The organism is Shewanella sp. MSW (assembly GCF_007636515.1).
In the GTDB taxonomy this organism is placed as follows: Bacteria; Pseudomonadota; Gammaproteobacteria; order Enterobacterales; family Shewanellaceae; genus Shewanella; species Shewanella indica.
Genome location: NZ_LVDR01000010.1, coordinates 30,488 through 49,817 on the forward strand (window position 1 = coordinate 30,488; position 19,330 = coordinate 49,817).

At 52.5% G+C, this 19,330-nt stretch carries 13 protein-coding genes; 10 read left to right on the forward strand and 3 right to left on the reverse strand.

From position 1 onward, the window contains the following. Positions 1-13 precede the first annotated feature (13 nt). From glgC to AYI96_RS12275, 8 genes are all read left to right on the forward strand, one after another. Positions 14-1,282 carry a glucose-1-phosphate adenylyltransferase gene (gene glgC / locus AYI96_RS12240; protein ID WP_044733960.1) on the forward strand — a complete coding sequence of 423 codons (1,269 nt, stop codon included), beginning with the start codon at positions 14-16 and terminating at the stop codon, positions 1,280-1,282. Next, positions 1,282-2,886 (forward strand): glycogen synthase, encoded by a 1,605-nt coding sequence (locus tag AYI96_RS12245; protein ID WP_260852997.1) that lies wholly within the window; start codon positions 1,282-1,284, stop codon positions 2,884-2,886. The genes glgC and AYI96_RS12245 overlap by 1 nt, the downstream gene beginning before the upstream one ends. 120 nt (positions 2,887-3,006) lie before the next feature. Beyond that, positions 3,007-6,063 (forward strand): EAL domain-containing protein, encoded by a 3,057-nt coding sequence (locus AYI96_RS12250; RefSeq protein ID WP_039034752.1) that lies wholly within the window; start codon positions 3,007-3,009, stop codon positions 6,061-6,063. A gap of 53 nt (positions 6,064-6,116) precedes the next feature. Further along, the gene (locus AYI96_RS12255; RefSeq protein WP_144361684.1) at positions 6,117-7,385 is read left to right on the forward strand and encodes a DEAD/DEAH box helicase; all 1,269 of its coding nucleotides are present in this window, start codon (positions 6,117-6,119) and stop codon (positions 7,383-7,385) included. Between the two features lie 98 nt (positions 7,386-7,483). After that, positions 7,484-7,831 carry a hypothetical protein gene (locus AYI96_RS12260; protein ID WP_144361685.1) on the forward strand — a complete coding sequence of 116 codons (348 nt, stop codon included), beginning with the start codon at positions 7,484-7,486 and terminating at the stop codon, positions 7,829-7,831. Between the two features lie 119 nt (positions 7,832-7,950). Beyond that, positions 7,951-9,048 (forward strand): CobW family GTP-binding protein, encoded by a 1,098-nt coding sequence (locus tag AYI96_RS12265; RefSeq protein ID WP_144361686.1) that lies wholly within the window; start codon positions 7,951-7,953, stop codon positions 9,046-9,048. 175 nt (positions 9,049-9,223) lie between these two features. Next, positions 9,224-10,585 (forward strand): MATE family efflux transporter, encoded by a 1,362-nt coding sequence (locus tag AYI96_RS12270; RefSeq protein WP_144361687.1) that lies wholly within the window; start codon positions 9,224-9,226, stop codon positions 10,583-10,585. A gap of 137 nt (positions 10,586-10,722) precedes the next feature. Continuing rightward, on the forward strand, positions 10,723-12,012 hold the full coding sequence (locus tag AYI96_RS12275) for an NAD(P)/FAD-dependent oxidoreductase (protein ID WP_039034798.1): 1,290 nt from the start codon (positions 10,723-10,725) through the stop codon (positions 12,010-12,012). A gap of 63 nt (positions 12,013-12,075) precedes the next feature. Here AYI96_RS12275 and AYI96_RS12280 read toward each other — a convergent pair whose 3' ends face one another. Continuing rightward, positions 12,076-13,092, reverse strand: a complete 1,017-nt coding sequence (locus tag AYI96_RS12280; protein ID WP_039034755.1) for a LacI family DNA-binding transcriptional regulator — start codon at positions 13,090-13,092, stop codon at positions 12,076-12,078. Positions 13,093-13,488: 396 nt separating this feature from the next. On the opposite strand from AYI96_RS12280, the gene AYI96_RS12285 reads away from it, so the two are divergent. Further along, positions 13,489-16,122, forward strand: a complete 2,634-nt coding sequence (locus AYI96_RS12285) for a TonB-dependent receptor (RefSeq protein WP_039034756.1) — start codon at positions 13,489-13,491, stop codon at positions 16,120-16,122. 404 nt (positions 16,123-16,526) lie between these two features. Then, positions 16,527-17,066, forward strand: a complete 540-nt coding sequence (locus AYI96_RS12290) for a DUF962 domain-containing protein (protein ID WP_071477052.1) — start codon at positions 16,527-16,529, stop codon at positions 17,064-17,066. Between the two features lie 23 nt (positions 17,067-17,089). Here AYI96_RS12290 and AYI96_RS12295 read toward each other — a convergent pair whose 3' ends face one another. Together AYI96_RS12295 and AYI96_RS12300 are read right to left on the reverse strand one after the other, a co-directional pair. Continuing rightward, a complete protein-coding gene (locus AYI96_RS12295) occupies positions 17,090-18,358 on the reverse strand; it encodes an HlyC/CorC family transporter (RefSeq protein WP_039034758.1) in 1,269 nt (422 codons plus the stop codon). A gap of 99 nt (positions 18,359-18,457) precedes the next feature. Further along, complete coding sequence (locus AYI96_RS12300) at positions 18,458-19,246, reverse strand: inner membrane protein YpjD (RefSeq protein WP_039034759.1); 789 nt, start codon at positions 19,244-19,246, stop codon at positions 18,458-18,460. Between the last annotated feature and the right edge of the window lie 84 nt (positions 19,247-19,330).

A 19,330-nucleotide genomic window follows, 5' to 3' on the forward strand; every position in this document is an offset into this window, starting at 1 on the left:
GGAGCACGCTTTTATGCCGAATCCGAGTCCGCGTTATATCAGTAACCTTACCCGTGAAACCTATGCCCTGATCCTGGCCGGAGGCCGGGGTTCCCGCCTCCATGAGCTGACCGATTGGCGGGCCAAGCCTGCGCTCTATTTCGGCGGCAAGTTCAGGATCATCGACTTTCCGCTGTCCAACTGCATCAACTCGGGGATCCGCCGGGTAGGGGTGGTGACCCAGTACAAGTCCCATTCGCTTATCCGCCACGTGACCCGCGGCTGGGGGCATTTCAAAAAGGAGTTGGGGGAGTCGGTGGAGATATTGCCGGCGTCTCAACGGTATTCGGACAACTGGTATCAGGGCACGGCCGATGCTGTGTTTCAGAATATAGACATCATACGTCACGAGCTGCCGCGCTATGTGATGGTGCTTTCGGGCGATCATATCTACCGCATGGATTACGCCGGTCTGCTGGCCGCTCATGCCGAGTCCGGCGCCGATATGACGGTTTCCTGTATGGAGGTGCCGGTGGCCGAAGCGGCCAACGCCTTCGGGGTGATGGAGGTGGACAGCAGCAACCGTATTCTGGGGTTTGAAGAGAAACCGGTCGAACCCAGGCCCTTGCCGGATAACCCCGAATCCTGCCTGGCATCTATGGGCAACTATGTGTTCAATACTGAGTTTCTGTTTGAACAGCTGAAAAAAGATGCCCAGAACGCCGATTCCAACCGGGATTTCGGCAAGGACATTATCCCGGCCATCATAGAAAAGCACCGGGTCTATGCCTATCCGTTTCGCAGCGCTTTTCCCAACGAACAGGCCTACTGGCGCGATGTGGGAACTCTGGATTCTTTCTGGCAAGCCAATATGGAACTGTTGTCGCCGACGCCGGCACTCAATCTCTATGATGCCAAATGGCCCATCTGGACCTATCAGGAACAACTGCCGCCGGCCAAGTTTGTGTTTGACGATGATGACAGGCGCGGCATGGCGCTGGACTCTGTGGTTTCCAGTGGCTGTATTATCTCTGGTGCCACTGTGCGCCACTGCGTTCTCTTTAATGAGGTCAGGGTTTGTTCTTACTCAGAGGTGGAAGACTCGGTGATCCTGCCCGATGTGGTGGTGTTGCGTCATTGCCGGATTCGCAAGGCTATTATCGACCGGGGCTGCATTATCCCCGAGGGGATGGAGATAGGCTTCAACCATGACCACGACAGGGCCAAGGGTTTTCGGGTCTCGGAAAACGGTGTGGTGCTGGTGACCCGCGACATGTTGGGACTGCCTGTGGGGTACGAATAATGGTGGCGAAAGCAAAACTGCAGGTGTTGATGTTGGCGGCGGAAAATGCCGCCTTGGCCGGTGCCAAAGTCGGTGGTATGGCCGATGTGCTGGCCGAGTTGCCTTTGGCGCTGCAAAGCCAAGGCGTGGCGGCGCATATCATAATGCCGGACTATGGCTTTTTGGCCAAGGAGCAGGGGGCCGATTTTCTGTGCGAGTTTGAATTTGCTTTCGGCGCAGGCACCACCCGGGCTGGGCTGTATCGGATCGCTAATCCGGCGGTTCAGCCAGGTTCCCAGGGATTGTGGATCTATCTTCTGGCTCATGAAGGTTTTTGCGGCGTTAAGCGTGAAGTCTATAGCCTGGATGGCCCTGAGCGCCCCTTTGCCACAGATGCAGGCAAGTTTGCCCTCTTCGGCGCTGCTGTTGCGGCGGCGTTGAAACAGGGGTTATTGCCGCTGCCGGACAGGTTTCACCTGCACGACTGGCACTGCGGCGGCTTTGCCATGTTAAGAGCACTGGATCCCGCCTACTGCGGCCTATCAAAAGTGCCCTGCATCCTCAGTATCCACAATCTGGCGATGCAGGGGGTGCGGCCGCTTGCCGGCGAGGCATCTTCCCTGGCGGCCTGGTATCCCTGGCTGTTGGCCGAAGGGGCAAATCCCAAGCTGCAGCTGGCGCTGGATACCCGCTACCCCGGATGTATCAATCCGCTGCGGGCGGCGATTCAGTTCAGCGATGTCATCCATCTGGTCTCGGCGACTTACGCCAAGGAAGTGCTGCGCCCGTCACAACCTGAACAGGGCTTCTTTGGCGGTGAGGGATTGGAGGCTGAGCTGCAGGCCAAAGCCAAGCTTGGCCAGGTGTTCGGCATTCTCAACGGCTGTGACTATCAAAAAGGATTACCGCTCGCTGCCGGCAAGCGGCGGCAACTCAAGCTGCAACTGCCCAAGATAGCCACAGAGGCATTATTGAGTAAACTCGGGCGCAGCGATGCAGTGACGCCGGCCGATATGATTACCCAAATCCGTTTGGGGCAGATATCTGAGTCGCCGGGAATGCTGCTGACCTCGGTTGGCAGGCTCACTGAGCAGAAGTTACTCTTGCTGTGTCATCCCTGGCAGGGCAAAACAGTGCTGGAAGAGCTGCTGCTAAGGCTGGCGCAGTTCAGCGACAGCGCCTGTTTTTGGCTGCTCGGCAGCGGCGATGAGCAGATAGCGGCACTCTTTGGTCGCATCGCCGCGAGTAACAGCAATTTTCGCTTTATCAATGGTTATCATCAGGAGCTGGCCGATGCCCTCTATCAATGTGGCGATCTGTTTGTGATGCCCAGTTCTTTTGAGCCTTGTGGTATCAGCCAGATGCTGGCTTTGAGAGCAGGCCAACCCTGTTTGGTGCATGCCACAGGTGGGCTGGCCGATACCATCAGTGACGGTGACAATGGCATGGTATTCGCAGGGATTGGGCTGGATGAACAGGCCAAGGCGCTGCTCGACGCCCTGTCCCGGGCCTTGGAGCTCTATCCCACTGCCAACTGGAACGCCCTTAGAAAAAGGGCCTCCGCCAGTCGCTTCTTATGGCAAGACAGTGCCCAACTATATTTGAAGTTGTTATATGACGCCTAATTTTTCGGCAGTAATGAATGCTGCGCCGAGGTAAGCGCATAAATTAGTCAGGTTTCCAAAGGTGCTCTGCTACACTAGACCTGTAGATTTCTTCTTTGTTATTCACAGGCTTGGGAATAGATGGAACAGAGCATTTTCCTTCCTTTGGCACAAAATGCCGCTTTTCTGCTGGCATTGGTATTTATTTATGATGCGATTCCCAGACAACAACAACGGGACTACTTCCTGCTGTGGCGCTTGTTAATAGGCGTCATTATCGGTGGTATCTGTATTGCTTTGATGCTCACTCCCTGGAGCTATGAGCCGGGGATTTTCTTCGATAGTCGCTCTGTACTTTTAAGTATTTCAGGCCTGTTTTTCGGCGGTTTGCCAACCCTGATAGCGTGCAGTATTGCAGCCGCTTTTCGTATTTATCAGGGGGGCGGCGAAGGTGTTTGGATTGGCGTGGGAGTGATTCTCTCTAGTGGTTTGCTTGGTCTACTTTGGCGCAGGCGACGCAAACAGTCCCTCGCCGATATCGGCTACCCGGAGCTGGCCGGCTTTTCCCTGCTGGTGCATCTGGTGATGCTGGCCTGGATGTTGCTGCTGCCCTGGGAAACCGCCAAAGGGGTGCTTGCCAGTATCAGTTTACCTGTACTGACTTTGTTCCCACTCACCAATGTGTTGCTTGGGCGCTTGCTGTCGCGGCGACTGGAGTTTGAGCGCGACAATCGCATTCGGCTGCAGGATGACTTTTTGTTTCGCTCCCAGTTCAATATCGGCAATATAGGGATTTCGATTACTGCGCCGGATCAACATTGGCTCAAGATAAACCCCCATATGAGCAAAATGTTGGGTTATACAGAGCAGGAACTGACGCAATTGACCTGGTCTGAAATGACCCATCCCGATGATTTGCCCGCTGATATGGCGCAATTCAGGCGGATGCTGGACGGTGAAATAGACGAATATGAGATGGAGAAACGTTTTATCTCCAAGGCTGGTCATTATGTTTATACCCATATGACTGTGGCCTGTCAGCGCCATCATCAACAGGTGCAGCTGGTGATTGCCGGTTATATCGATATCACCTCGGCCAAGTTGGCTGAGCAGGCGAGTGCCGCCAGTCGCGAACAGTTGGAACTGGTGTTGCAAAGCGGTCAACTCGGCTTCTGGGATTGGGATCCCATCAAGGATACAGTAGTGCGTAACAAACGCAGCGCCGAGATCCTTGGTTGCTCGCTTGATAACCTCAACGATAACAAACGTCTGTGGCTAGATGGTATTCATCCCAAGGACAGAGACTGGGTGCTGCGTTCTTTGGATGATCATCTGGCCGGAAAAACAAAGCAGCACCAGGTGCAATACCGGCTGATCCGCCCGGATGGAGAGTTGCGTTGGGTACAGGACACCGGCAAGGTGGTTAGCCGTGATGAAAAAGGACGGCCGCTTAGGGTTTGCGGTGTACATGTGGATATTACCGAGCAAAAACAGCAGGAAGCTTCCCTTAAACTGGCGGCGTCCGTCTATGAAAACTCCAGTGAGGCGATGAGTGTGCTGGATGAAGTCGGCACTATTATGACGGTTAACTCGGCATTCAGTGCCATCACGGGATATCAAGCGGAGGATATTCTTGGCAGCAACATAGACATGCTCAAATGTGACGATCATGGAGAAGTGTTCTATCGTGAACTAAGTCAGGCGCTCGGGCATAAGGGGCGTTGGCAGGGCGAAATGTGGCTTCGTTGTTACGATGGCCGCAAGATAATGATCTGGCTCAGCATCAACACTATTCATAGCACGGATGATACGCCGCTGAGAAGAGTGGCGCTGTTTTCCGACATTACCGACAAAAAGCAGAACGAGCGTCTCATCTGGCGTCAGGCCAACTATGATGCCCTCACGGGCTTGCCAAACCGACGTATGTTCACCGAGCACCTGGGCAATGAAATTCGCAAGGCTGTTCGTCATCAACAAAAATTTGCGCTGCTGTTTCTGGATCTGGATTTTTTCAAGGAAGTTAACGATACCCTGGGCCATGATATGGGCGACCTATTGCTGGTGGAAACCTCAGAGCGACTGCAGACCTGTGTCCGTGAATCCGATGTGGTGGCCAGGCTTGGTGGCGATGAGTTCACTCTATTGCTCTCGGATGTGCAGGATCATAACGGGGTTGAGCGGGTTGCCAATCATATCCTCAGTAGTCTGGCCGAGCCCTTCAAGTTGGGCGATGAGACCGCCTTTATCAGTGCCAGCATAGGTATTACCCTTTTCCCAGATGATGGACAAACGGCTGAATTGTTACTTAAACATGCGGATCAGGCTATGTACGCCGCCAAAGATCAAGGCCGTAACCGCTTCAACTATTTTACCGCCTCAATGCAGGAATACGCCAGATACAGGATGCGGCTTATTCAGGATTTACGTCAGGCTCTTGAACGAAATGAATTCGAACTCAGGTTCCAACCTATAGTCGAGCTGGGCAGCGGTCGGGTGTTCAAGGCCGAAGCCTTGCTGCGCTGGAATCACAGTGAGCGCGGCAGTGTCTCGCCGGCAGAGTTTATCCCTATTGCAGAAGACACTGGGTTGATTTTCGATATCGGCAACTGGGTGTTTGAACAGGCGGCGCGTCAGAGTGCCGCCTGGCGCAAGGCCTATGGCCGCGAGGTGCAGATTAGTATCAATAAGTCGCCAATCCAGTTTCGCGACGAGGGTAACCGTTTTGCCGAGTGGCTGGAGCTGTTGGCAAGTCTTGAGGTGTCCGGCTCCGGGATCTGTATAGAGATAACTGAAGGGTTGTTGCTGGATGCCAAAATGGGGGTCAGTGATAAGTTGTTGGCCTACCGGGATGCCGGCATTCAGGTGTCGTTGGATGACTTTGGTACCGGCTATTCTTCCTTGGCGTATCTGAAGCGGTTTGATATCGACTATCTCAAGATAGATCAATCATTTACACGTAATTTGGAAACAGATGAGAGCGATTTGACTCTCTGTGAAGCCATCATAGTGATGGCGCACAAACTGGGGATGAAGGTAATAGCCGAAGGGGTGGAGACTGCCGGTCAGGCCGAGATCTTGACTCGTATAGGTTGTGATTATGCTCAGGGGTATCTGTATTCCCAGGCATTGGATATCGAAGGCTTTGAGCAAAAATATCTTGGTAAGCATCAGGTCATCGGCAGTGGAAAAGTCAGCTGATAACTTGTGTTTGCGCTATACTCGCCGGCCTTTTTATGTTTCAGGTGTTGAAGATGCAGTTTTCTGAAACCCAGCTGCCGGGGCCGCTGCTCGAAGCCGTTGCCCAGTGCGGCTATCGTGAGCTGACGGCGGTGCAGCAGCAGGTGTTGCCGGCGGCATTGGCCGGGCGGGATATTATGGCTTCGGCCCAGACAGGTACAGGCAAAACAGCGGCCTTTGGTTTGCCGCTGTTGGCCGCCTTGATTGATGAGTGGCAGCAACTGGGGCTCGCTGAGCCTGAGTATGGCGCCGCGCCCAGAGTGCTTATCCTGACACCAACCCGCGAGCTGGCACAGCAGGTGGCAACTCAGTTGGATAAATATGCCGTCCATACGCCATTTCGCATTCTGGCCATTTTCGGCGGCGCCAACTTCAACCCTCAACGTAAGGCGATAGCGGCCGGTATTGAAGTGCTGGTGGCGACGCCGGGGCGGCTGTTCGACCACCTTAGCCAAGATCATCTCAGGCTGGATAAGGTTAAGACCCTGGTGTTGGATGAGGCGGACCGCATGTTGGACCTGGGGTTCTTACCGGATATTGAGCGTCTGGGGCGCTATCTGCCAGCCGGGCATCAGACCATGTTGTTTTCTGCGACCTTCCCCGAGGAGGTCAAGCGCCTCGGGCATAAGTTGCTTGATAAGCCAGAATGGTTTGAAGTGGATAAAGAGCGCCGAACTCAGGCGCAGATCCAGCAAAAGGTGTATCCGGTAGACTATCGCCGTAAAGCCGAGTTGCTTGCCGAGCTTATTGGCCGCAATAACTGGCAACAGGTGTTGGCTTTTGTCAGTACCAAGGAGAGCGCCGAGCAGTTGCAGCAAGAGCTGAAACTCGACGGCATCAAGAGCGCCTGCTTTCACGGTGACAAGACTCAGGGCGCCCGCAGCCGTGCTCTGGCGCAGTTCATCGATGGTGAGATTCGGGTATTGGTAGCAACCGATGTCGCGGCCCGAGGCCTGGATATTCCGGCCTTGCCAAGGGTTATCAATCTCGAGCTGCCATCCCAGGCTGATGACTATATTCATCGCATCGGCCGTACCGGCAGAGCCGGGCGCAGCGGCGAAGCCATCTCTTTGGTGAGCCCGGCCGAAGAGCAAAAATTGGCTGAAATAGAAGCCTTGCTCGGTTACAAGCTGCCAAGAGAAGTACTGCCGGGTTACGAGAAGGGCGCGCCGTTGCCGGAGCGTTATTTACAGCCTATAGAGAAGCCCCGACATGCCAAGACTCACAGGGGCCATAAACCCGGTCGCAAGGGCCAGGCTCCGAAAGGGCCAAGGCGCAGATAGATTAAAAAAGCCTGCTATACTCAATGCGTTGCCTCAATAAGCCGTCGGCAGCGCAGCCCCCTTAGCTTAAGGAATAGTAAAGGTATCAGGAGATGAGTATGTTGCGAAAATTAGTGATCTTGCTGTGGTTGAGTATGCTTGTGGCTTGCAGTTCTACCCCCAAAGATTGGTCCGGTATGAGTTCAACCGAGATAGCCTCCTGGAAAGAGGCTGGCTTTGACTCCCGAAGCGCCCAGCAGTGGCATGTTGCCGGTTTCGATGCCTCAAGCGCAGGCGCCTGGCAGGATGCAGGCTTTAAACTCCAAGATGCCAAAGAGTGGCACTTGCAGAGTTTCTCTGCGGCCGAGGCCAAGGGCTGGCGCGCCGGTGGCTTTGACTTGGACGATGCCATTGAGAACCGTGCCAAAGGGCTGACACCGATAGTGGATCACGAACTCAAGCCTTAAGGTTTACAGAAATGGGCGCTATTGGCGCCCATTTTGCATCTGTTTACAATTTCCAGCTAACTCTTTCCCTGCTTGGGTTACACTCTGTTGCCTCAATGCTGTAAGGAATGGAGTCACAGATGATCCTTAAACCCGTCGCCACCAATCTGATAACCGGCTTTCTCGGCTCAGGCAAAACTACCTTTATCAAAGCGCTGCTGGCCAATAAGCCCGCTGGCGAGACCTGGGCGGTATTGGTCAATGAGTTCGGTGAAATAGGAATAGATGCCGGTCTGATGGGGCAGAGTGACTCAGGCGTTGTGATACGAGAAGTACCCGGTGGCTGTTTGTGCTGCGCCGCCGGGGTGCCGACTCAAGTGGCAGTGACCCAGCTGCTGGCCCGGGCCAAACCCGACAGATTGCTGATAGAGCCTACCGGCCTTGGACATCCCAAAGAGATTTTGAAAACCCTAAGCTCGAAACAGTTTGCCGAAGTGCTCAGCCTCAAGGCCAGTATCTGTCTGTTTGACCCGCGCAAACTCAGTGACAAGCGTTATACCGAACATGAGAACTTTCTCTCCCAACTGCAGATAGCCGATATCCTGATGGCCGGCAAGCAGGACCTCTGGCAACACCAAGCGCCAATGGCTCTGCCTGGGGATAGGCCGCAAAGTGATCCGGGGAGTGAGCAGCTAAGTGAACAGATAGCCGCCTTTATTGCCGCTCAGCAACTGGAAGGGGAGCTGTTTTACTGGTCCAAAGAGCAAAAGCTCAGCGATGAATTGTTGCGAGCGCTGGCTCAGCCGGCAAAGGCCAATTTGAACGTTAAAGCCACCCCCATAGGCGCCGGGCTGCTGCGGCAAAATGCCGGTGTGTTTGCCATCAAACCACTTGATGCCGACTCACAAAGCCCCGAAGCACCCGAGTGGGACGCTCGCGGCATAGTGTTCAAGAGTAATAAAGGCGAGGGCTGTTACAGCTATGGCTGGATCTTTGCTCCGGATTGGCTGTTCGATCTCGAGCGCCTCTATCGCTGGGCCAAGGCACTCGATGTGGTGCGGCTAAAAGCTGTGATGATCACCAAAGACGGCATAGCGGCACTCAATATGCTCGACGGTGAATTGAGTGTTGAAGAGCTCGATGATGTCATGGATTCCAGGCTGGAAATCATCAGTCGCGCCCCCTTGCAGCCTGAGTCTTTGGAGCAGCAACTGCTTGCCATCAAAGTCGCCGAATGATGGCCTATTTAAGGTAGTGGCATCCTGGCGGATAACTCGGGTACAATCCGCCATTCACTTTTCTAAGGTGATTGATTTCGGAGCGCTAATTTGAAAAGAGGCCGAGTAGGTGCCTCTTAATATGGCCTCTGATATCGAACTTATGGTTTAACACCTTCGATGTTGAGAAAGCGTCATGACCCAAAACAGCGTCTCCCAGACTGAGCAGGATCTCGCCTTACTGCAGCAGCCGGTCAGTAAACTCTTTTGGCGTTACACTGTCCCCACTGTGATGTCCATGTTGGTGACCGGAATTTACGTCACAGTAGATGGGATGTTTATCGGCCATTACCTGGGAGAAACAGGTCTTGCGGGTATTATGCTGGCTTATCCTGTGGGCGCCATTCTCTATGCGATCGGTGCGCTTTTGGGCATGGGGGGCGCCGCGCTTATCTCCATCAACCTTGGCCGCGGTGACGTCGCCAGGGCCAGAAAAATTCTCGGCAACACCTTTAGTCTTTGCCTGTTGAGTGCGCTGGTGGTGTCGCTTGCCGGAACCATGTTGACCGACGATATTCTACGCTGGCTGAAAGCCGAAGGTGAGGTCTATGAAGGTGCCTACCAATACCTGTTCTGGTACTTTGCCTTAGGTATTTTCCCCATTATCTCCATGGCCTTCTCGGCGCTTTTGCGTAATGACGGTCGCCCCAGTTTCGTCACCTGGATCCTGGTATTTGGAGGTGTGCTCAACACCCTGCTGGATTGGCTGTTTATTGTGGTCTTTCCCTTCGGATTGACCGGTGCCGCCATTGCTACCATGTTGTCCCAGGCGGTCACCGGCGGCCTGTGTCTGCAAAATTTCTTTGGCAAGCGCACCCGGCTTAATATCGACTGGCAGCAGATGAAATTGAGCCTGGAGCTGGTTTGGGAAATCGTTAAGTTGGGGATGCCCAGTTTCCTGATGAATCTCTACCTGTCGATTGTCTTAACCATGCATAACATGGCGCTGCTCTGGACCGGCACTTCGCTGCATGTGGCCGCCTATGGCGTGGTGAGTTATACCGAGGCCCTGTTCTATTTTGTGTTTGAAGGCATAGCCCTCGGCACACAACCCATTCTCAGCTTCAATGCCGGTGCCGGTCAATATGACAGGGTCAAGCAGACTGCCAAAATGGCATTTTCCGTTACCTTAATCTGCGCCTTGCTGGGATTGGTGCTTATCTACAGCCGCCCGGAATGGATGGTGTATCTGTTTGCCGGTGACAACCCGACCCTGGCCCCGGTTGCCATTGAAGGCATGTATCTTTATTTCTGGGGCTTACCGATGGAAGGTTTGATTTTGGTGGGCGCCAGTTTCTTCCAGGCCATCAATCGTCCGGCCGAGGCCTCGATACTCACGGGCAGCAAGTTGCTGCTGATAGGCCTGTTCCTCTGGGTGTTTGCCTGGGCCTTTGGGGTGCCGGGCGTGTGGATCTCCTTGGCGTCCTGCAGCAGCCTATTGTGCCTGTGGATGTTCTACAGCTTAAAGCGCACCAAGGTGGCATTACACCAACCTTGAGGGACAGGAAATGATGGCAAATATTTACCTGCATCAGTGATATATAAAGAAATATTAATTTAGAACTCGGGTTATTTTTGAGCGGGATCATGTTATAAAAGACTATCTTGCATTAGTTCATACTCTTGGGGGAATTTGTGACCAGTAAGCGGATTTTAATTGTGGGCGGCGGCGCCGGAGGATTGGCGCTGGCATCCAAGCTGGGACGCAAATTGGGCCTGAAGGAAGAGGCTGAAATAACCCTGATAGATAAGAGTCCGGTACATATCTGGAAGCCCAAACTGCACGAAGTGGCCGTTGGGGTGATAGATCAATCAGTAGAAGGCTTGCTGTATCGCGACCATGGCCTGAAAAATGGCTATCGCTTTCTGCGCGGTGAAATGCTGCAATGCGATCCTGAGGCCAAGACTATCACTCTGGCGGGTGTCAGTAATGATGACGGCGAGCAGATTATCGCCGAGCGTGATTTACCCTATGATTATTTGGTGATCGCCATCGGCGGGGTGGCCAACAGTTTCAACACCCCGGGCGCCAAAGAACACTGTATCTTCCTCGACAGCCTCGACAGCGCCAATCAATTTCATCACAAGTTGCTGGACAACCTGTTGCTGCTGGATGAAACCAGTGAAAAGCTCAGTATCGGCATAGTGGGCGCCGGCGCGACCGGAGTTGAGCTGGCGGCCGAGTTGCATCATGTGCTGGACTCGGTCAAAGAATACGGTTACCTCAATGTCGACAAGCATCATCTGGAAATTCACCTGATTGAGGCGGCGCCCAAGATATTGCCGGCATTGCCGGACAAGGTGAGTTCCAGAGCCCAGTCTGTGCTGGATCATATTGGGGTTCGCTTGCATATTGGGGTGCAGGTCAAAGAGGTGACCAAGCAGGGGTTTGTGACCCAGGAAGATGTGCTGATCCCTGCCGGACTCAAGGTGTGGGCGGCCGGCGTCAAGGGGCCGGATGTACTGCAACAGTTTGATAAGTTGCCGGTCAATAACCGTAATCTCATCGAGGTAGATGCCTGTATGCGGGTCAAGGGCCACAAGGATATCTACGCCTTGGGTGACTGCGCCTTTTTGGTGCAGGACAACGGCAAGCCTGTGCCTCCCCGGGCCCAAGCCGCATCGCAGATGGCGGAAACCCTGTATAAAAATATTCTCAACCGTTTGAAGGGCAAGGCAGAAAATCCTTTTGTTTACCGCGACTATGGTTCATTGGTGTCACTGAGCCGTTTCTCGGCGGTGGGCAATCTGATGGGTAACCTGAGATCCGGCTCCCTGTTTATTGAGGGTTATGTGGCGCGGATGATGTACATGTCCCTGTATCAACGCCATTTAGCGAGTTTGTACGGTTGGTTTTCGGCGTTGGTGTATCGTCTGGCGCAGCGGCTGCTGAAGTGGCACAGGCCCAAACTCAAGCTGCACTGATAAAGTGATTTTGAATCTTATCCTAAAGGCGCTCTGTAGAGCGCCTTTTTAGTGGCTGGAATTTCAGCTTGCTTGCACCCTGGCGCTCGAGTCTCTGATAACCGGCTCTGGGGTAAAGATTTCACTGCAAACGCTCTGTTCACGGCGATTGGCAATCAACAGTTCGGTAGCTATCTGGGCAATCTTGCCGTTGGGCTGATGCACTGTGGTCAACTTGGGCCAGGTTTGGCGTGAGAAGGGGCTGTCCTCAAAGCCGACAATCGAGAGCTCGGTGGGAATATCCACCCCTTCCAGCCTGGCGGCAAACAGGGCACCGGCGGCGATTTCGTCGTTACAGGCTACTATGGCGCTGGGCCGGTTAGCCTTTTTGAGCAGCTTTTTGGCACCCTCAACTCCGGATTCAAACGAGTATTCACCCTCGACAATCAGCTCGGGAGACTCGTCCAGGCCGTTATCTCTCAAGGCCTGACGATAACCTTCGAGACGCTCTTTGGTTGATTGGTGCTGATAGTCGCCGCTGAGAAAGGCGATTTGCCTATGCCCGAGATCGATAAGATGTTGGGTAATGGCCACGGCGCCGGATCTGTCATTAACCAGTACCGCCAGCCCGGTATCGGCCAGCACTCTGTCACCGGCCATGATACGAACATAGTTGGCGCCTATGGCATCCAGGGCGGAGAGTACCTTGGGATCTTCCGACAGCGGCGGCGTCAGTACCAGTCCGGCCAGGCGGGCATGTTTCACCATAGTGGTCAGCTGTTCACAAATACCATCGGCCTTGGCATCACAGGGGTGGATCAGCAGCTCATAGCCCTTGTCCCGACAGGCGGAGAGAATACCGTTCTGCATATCGATAATGTAGTAGGCGTTGGGGTTGTCATAGACGAAGCCTATGACATAGGAACTGGTGGCAGCCAGGTTGCGGGCAGCTAAATTGGGCTGGTAATTCAACGCTTTGATTGCAGCATTGACCTTGTCGATAGTGGCCTGTTTAACCGAAGGCTCATTATTGGTGACCCGGGATACTGTCTTGATGGAAACGCCGGCATATTTAGCCACGTCATTGATGGTTACTTTCATTCAACTTAGTCCGAGATATCAGGCGAATACTCACAGCCAGCAGGGGCCGGAAGCGGCATGGCCGCTGTCGAGCATCTTATACTGCTGACTTTTAATCAGTTTGGCAACGCAGAATTTAGCCATGATTTAGTCTGGGACTTAATTTGTTTCCCGCTACAGTTGACATGCTTGGTTGTATAAAACTCTACCTGAACAGTTTTTGACCAGCTTAAAAATCTGTTTTACCCCACTAACACAGCAATATGACAGTTTTTGTTTGCTTTGTGGTTATTTTGTTGTGGCAAGGCTGTTAATTATTGTGTAATGTTTGTTCCTGGACATGACAGCGTTGTCATTCCCTTGGAGGGAATGGTTATGGCAACAAAAAAGATAATAAAGTGATGGAAGGGAAACGAGATGAAAACATCTACCTTTAAGAAAACTGCCCTCGCTGCAAATATCGCTATCCTTCTTGGGGGAGCGGTATCTGTTGGCGCGCTGGCTGCCGAGGCAGCAGATAACAACAGCAACGAAACTGCCAATATTGAAAAAATTGAAGTCCGCGGCATGCGTGCCTCGATGAAGGCTTCGGTGAATACCAAGCGTTTTTCTGATGCCGTAGTCGATGCGGTAACTTCAGAAGATATTGGTAAATTCCCCGACAGTGATGTGGGTGAGTCTCTGGGACGTATTCCAGGGGTCGCCGTTAACCGCCAGTTCGGTCAGGGGCAACAGGTTTCTATCCGCGGCGCCTCGGCGCAGCTGACCAGTACCCAGCTTAATGGTCACTCTGTGGCTTCTACCGGTTGGTTCGATCAGCAGGCCATCGACCGCAGTTTCAATTACACCTTGCTGCCACCCGAGATGGTGGGCTCGATTGAAGTCTACAAATCGTCCCAGGCCGATATTGCCGAAGGGGGGATTGGCGGCACTGTTATCATCAACACCCGCAAACCGCTGGATTTGGATGCCAACTCGGTGTTCCTGAGTGCCAAAGGGGATTATGGTAGCGTCTCGGAAGAGATAGATCCTGAAGCCTCCGGCCTCTACAGCTGGAAAAATGAAGATGAGAACTTCGGTGTGTTGCTGGCAGGTTCCTGGAGCCAGACGGACTATCAGCGTAATGGTATCGAAACCCTGCTTGGCTGGGGGGAGATAGTGCCAACCACTTTCCAACAGGATCGTGAGCGCACCGCAATCAACCTGGTGTTGCAGTATCGTCCCACCGACAGACTGGAATTGGGGCTCAACTACATGAATCTGGAGTTGGACGCCAACAACGCCAACACCTCCATCTTCCTGTTCCCCACACAACGAGGCGACTACACCTGTGAACAGGTCAATGCCGCCGGTGTTTGTACCAAGATAAACCACAGCGATCAAGGCGGTTTTGCCTGGGCACAAACCTGGGCCCGTAAGGCGAGCATGAGCTCGGATACAGTGGATTTCAACTTCAACTATGAAGCGGATAATTTCACAATTGAAGGCCGCATTGGTCGCACCGAAGCCGAAGGTGGTACCGACTTGACTGCCAACTATGGTAACTCAATCGGTGTCCCGGCTGACTTTGCCGGTATTTATGATGCCACCGGCGATAAGATCAATATCGATATCGCCAACAAGTATTTTGAGGCCGGTGACTTTAACGACCCATTGGCCACTGCCGGCTGGGCGCTGAAGAAGCAGCCCAACACGGATGAAGAAACCTTCGCTCAGTTGGACTTCAACTTCCCGGTTGCCTGGGGCGCTATCAGTGCCATCAAGACAGGTGTGAGTTATGCCGATCATGAAGTCACCCAGATGACAGATAAGGCGATAGTCAATGATGCCAAGGTTCTGACCAAAGATGCTTCTGCCTACTACAATGGCACCATGTCATCCGGCGCCGGTTTCACTCTGCCTGAACCGATATTTGATGCCATGATTGCCGATGCCTATGCCGCCATCGATGGCTTTACTATCGACAAATCCGGTTATGGCACCATCCAGGAGGAGAACCTGGCCCTGTACGCCATGGCTACTTTTGCCGGGGAAGGATTCCGCGGTAACTTCGGTTTCCGTTATATCTCGACCGATATTGAGTCCGACTATTATGCGCTCAACAAACAGGGGCAGTTTGCCGATGACCTGAGCACAGACAAGTCCAGCTATAACGACGTATTGCCGAGCGTTAACATCGCCTTCGACTTGAGCGAGGATGTGATACTGCGCGCCTCTGCCGCTCAGGTGATCTCTCGCCCCAACTACGCCGAGCTGTTTGCCACCTCGACCCTGCCGGGTTACAACGATGGCACACCTTATAATGAAAAACTGGTGCGTGGCAGTGTGGCGCTGGATCCATTCAAGGCGACTCAGGCCGACTTGAGTCTGGAGTGGTATTTCAGTGATTCGGGCCTGTTTGCCGCCACTTACTTTATCAAGGATGTCAGCTCCTTTATCACCACCAAACAGAAGCTGAATCAGCAGATAGGTATTGAAGATCCCAACCTGGTAACCGAAGGTAAAAGTTCTTGTGGCGTAGGTATCTATGACTGTTGGACTGTGAGTGAGAAGTACAATGCCGACGGCGGCAGCATAGATGGTATCGAGCTGCAGCTGCAGGACTCCTTCGACAACGGTTTGGGTTACTCGGTGAACTATACCTTTGCCGATGCATCCTCTCCGGCAGAAAACTATCCTGACCGTGTGGGCGTGTTCTCTGACTCATCCAAGCATACCGTCAACCTGGTAGGTTACTATGAGATGGACGACTTCAGCGCTCGTCTGGCCTATAACTGGCGCTCTGAGTATATGATGCGCGAGCTGCCTGGCTTCTATGGTAACCGTCAGCACGAGTCTTACGGGACCTTGGACCTCAGTGCCAGCTACTCGGTAACCGACTATTTGGATATCACTTTTGAAGCGGTCAACATCACCGAAGAAGACAGCATACAGACGGGTGTTTCCCCAATTAGTGCAGAGGATGTGATCAGCGAATTCAAGGCCGATTACCCAGTGTGGAGCTTTGAAGGCGAAGCCAGATATAAAGTAGGCGTAGCCCTGCGCTTCTAAGTACAGCTCTTTATCTTCAATACCAAAGCCGACCTTAGGGTCGGCTTTTTACTCTTTATTGTTCAAGGTTTTCATCCTGCCATTTTGCGGCGTCAGGATGAGCTATCTCTGATGACAGAGGAGTGACTGATTTGGTTAATGATAGTGACGATGGATTATGGTTTCAGAGTTAAAGCAGACAAAGTTACTTGGATAGCTTTGTGCAAGTTGTTCAATGATGGGGAGTCATTGTCACCTAGGAGGTGTTGCGTTAATCTCAAACCATTAATTGGTCTTAATTGTCTTTGATAATTGGTGGCTCAAACATAAGTAAGCATTTGCCATGAGCACTGTGGCACATTACCCAGGCACTCGAGGTCCCTGCTCGGCGGGAGGAGAATAATAACAAAACCAAGGAGAGCATTATGAAGTCGGCTGTTGAACAGTTGTCCACTTACAAGAGTGTGCATCTTAACCCCACCAATATCAAAAGCCATTTTATTGGTATCCCTTTGATTATCTGGTCAGTATTTTTAATGCTGTCACTGTGGCGTCTGCCTTTTGCTGACGGTACGTTCAGTATAGCCATGCTACTGGCTGTCCTAGTCATGGCCTATTACATCAAGTTGCATTGGCGTTTGGCGCTGGGACTGGCGCTGTTTATTCTGCCGGTTATTCTGACAACTGAATGGCTCTATACTCAAGGCTATGCCAGTATCTGGTTGGGCATAACAGTTTTTGTTATAGGTTGGATATTCCAGTTTATAGGTCACAAGTATGAAAAGGCCAAACCTGCTTTTATTGATGATCTCAACCAACTGCTTATTGGCCCGTTTTTCCTGATGGCCGAAGTGTTTTTTATGCTGGGACTGGAAGATGAGTTGGATCGCACCATTACCGCGATCGCTCGGGACAAACGTCGGGCACTGGAAGCGGCCAAAAGGGCAGCCAAAACTGCCCAATGACTCAGTTCAAAGCAAGTTGAGTTTCAGGATGGACGATAAAATTGCGGCATGATCCGTACCGTTTTGATCATGTTGTCGGCCACTTCTACCACTTCCATAGGGTAACCTGCGAGTCTCAGGCTAGTGTTGGCCTGGGGGATCTCTTCCAGATATTCCAGGATCAAACCATTGAGGGTCTTGGGGCCGTCGGTTGGGAAGTCCCACTCCATCTCTTTGTTGAGGTCGCGGATGTTGATGGTGGCATCGATCAGGAAGCTGCCATCCTGCTGCGGGGTAATATCTTCGCTGGGAGTGGTGATCATGGAAGTGGTAAAGTCGCCGACGATTTCTTCAAGAATATCTTCCAGCGTCACCAATCCTTGAATATCCCCGTATTCATCTACCACCAGGCCGATGCGTTCCTTGTTGTGCTGGAAGTTAGCCAATTGCACGTTGAGCGGCGTGCCTTCGGGAATAAAGTACAGCTCTTTTACAGCCCTCAGCAGGGAAGATTTACTGAACTGTTCCTTGGATTGCAGTCTTAACGCATCACGCAGATGCACAAAACCTACGGCATCATCTATGTTGTCACGATACAGGAGTACCCGGGTATGCGGGCTCTGAATAACCTGTTTGTTGATGCTTTTGAAGTCATCATTGACATTGATGGCGTAGAGTTCAGAGCGGGGCACCATGATGTCTTCCACTGTGACCTTCTCCAGATCCAGAATTGACAACAACATTTCCTGGTGGCGTCTGGGGATAAGGGCTCCTGCTTCATGAACAACAGTGCGGAGTTCCTCCTGGCTCAGGGCATCATCGGCACGTATGGTGCGGATCCCCATTAGTCTGAGTATGAAAGACGTGATGATGTTGACGCTTTTGACCAGAGGCAAAAACAGCCATAACAACCACTTGAGTATCAGGCTTGATGGGAAGGCGATGCGTTCTGGATGCAGTGCAGCCACAGTTTTGGGCGTCACTTCGGCAAACACTAATACCACGAGTGTCAGTACCCCGGTGGCGATGGCTAATCCCAAGTCGCCCCAGAGTCGGATACCCAGAATCGTGGCGATTGAGGAGGCGAGAATATTAACCAGGTTATTGCCTATGAGGATCAGGCCTATGAGTTTGTCGGGACGGTCGAGTAGTTTGATGGCGCGTTTGGCACCTTTGTGGCCATTATTGGCCAGATGACGCAACCGGTAGCGGTTTAGGGTCATCATGGCGGTTTCCGAACCGGAAAAATACGCCGAAATCAGGATTAACAGCAGGAGAATTATCAGGAGTATGCCGGTCGATATATCGTCCAAAAAGGGGCCCCGTCAGGAATAGCGAAAGTTAGTAAATACTGGCAATTGGATGGAGTGTCAAGTCAGGCAAAGGTCTAGCCCTGCCTGACTTAATTCAGATTAGCTCAGGATAAGTTCTTTGACGATGCGGGCGCCAAAGTAAGCCAGAGAGAGCAGGCTGGCACCGGTCAGACTGTAGATCACTGCCGTGCGGATACGGCAACCCACGGTATATTGCTGCCACAGCATAGCGATATAGACGAACCAGGCCAGAATGGAAAGTACCGCCTTGTGGCCCTTGCCATCGGCAAACATATCATCAAGGAAAATAAAGCCGGTGGCCAGCGACAGACTCAGCAGAATCACCCCTATGATGATCAGATGATACAGCTGCTTCTCTACCGTCATCAGTGGCGGAAGCGCGGGGTTCAAAATCAGTTGCTTTTTCTTTAGCTTATTTTGGATTACAGCCAGTTGTATGGCGTAAAGCGCTGCTATCATCAAGGCACTGTAGGCCATCAGCGACAATACCACGTGGACCAATACTTCAGGGTGCACTTCAAAATGAGTGATGTACTTAGGTGGCAAAAGCCATAGCAGGGATACGGATATCACGGAGCAGGCGTACACCACAGGTACCAGCACAATGACCTTGATACGTGAAAGTACCAAGGTAAAGGCCAGGGCGATAATCCAGTTCACCATGGATATTACATTGGTCAGACTGAAATTCTGGCCATCGACAGTAAAGATTGCCTGGTACAAGGCTGCAGCGTGCAGTATCACACCCAAAGCGGCAAAACCGGCAACGGTGCGGCGGTTGGGCCCCTCGGCGTGAAACAAGCGGCTTGTCACTAATATCAGCGCTATGCTGTAGAAAAACATCGCGGCAGCAGAGAGAATGACCATCTGGGATTAACCTATCCTTATGTGTAATTGGCCTCTGTGGGCAGCTTTAGAAAACTTGCAGGTATTAGAATAACATGAGCCACA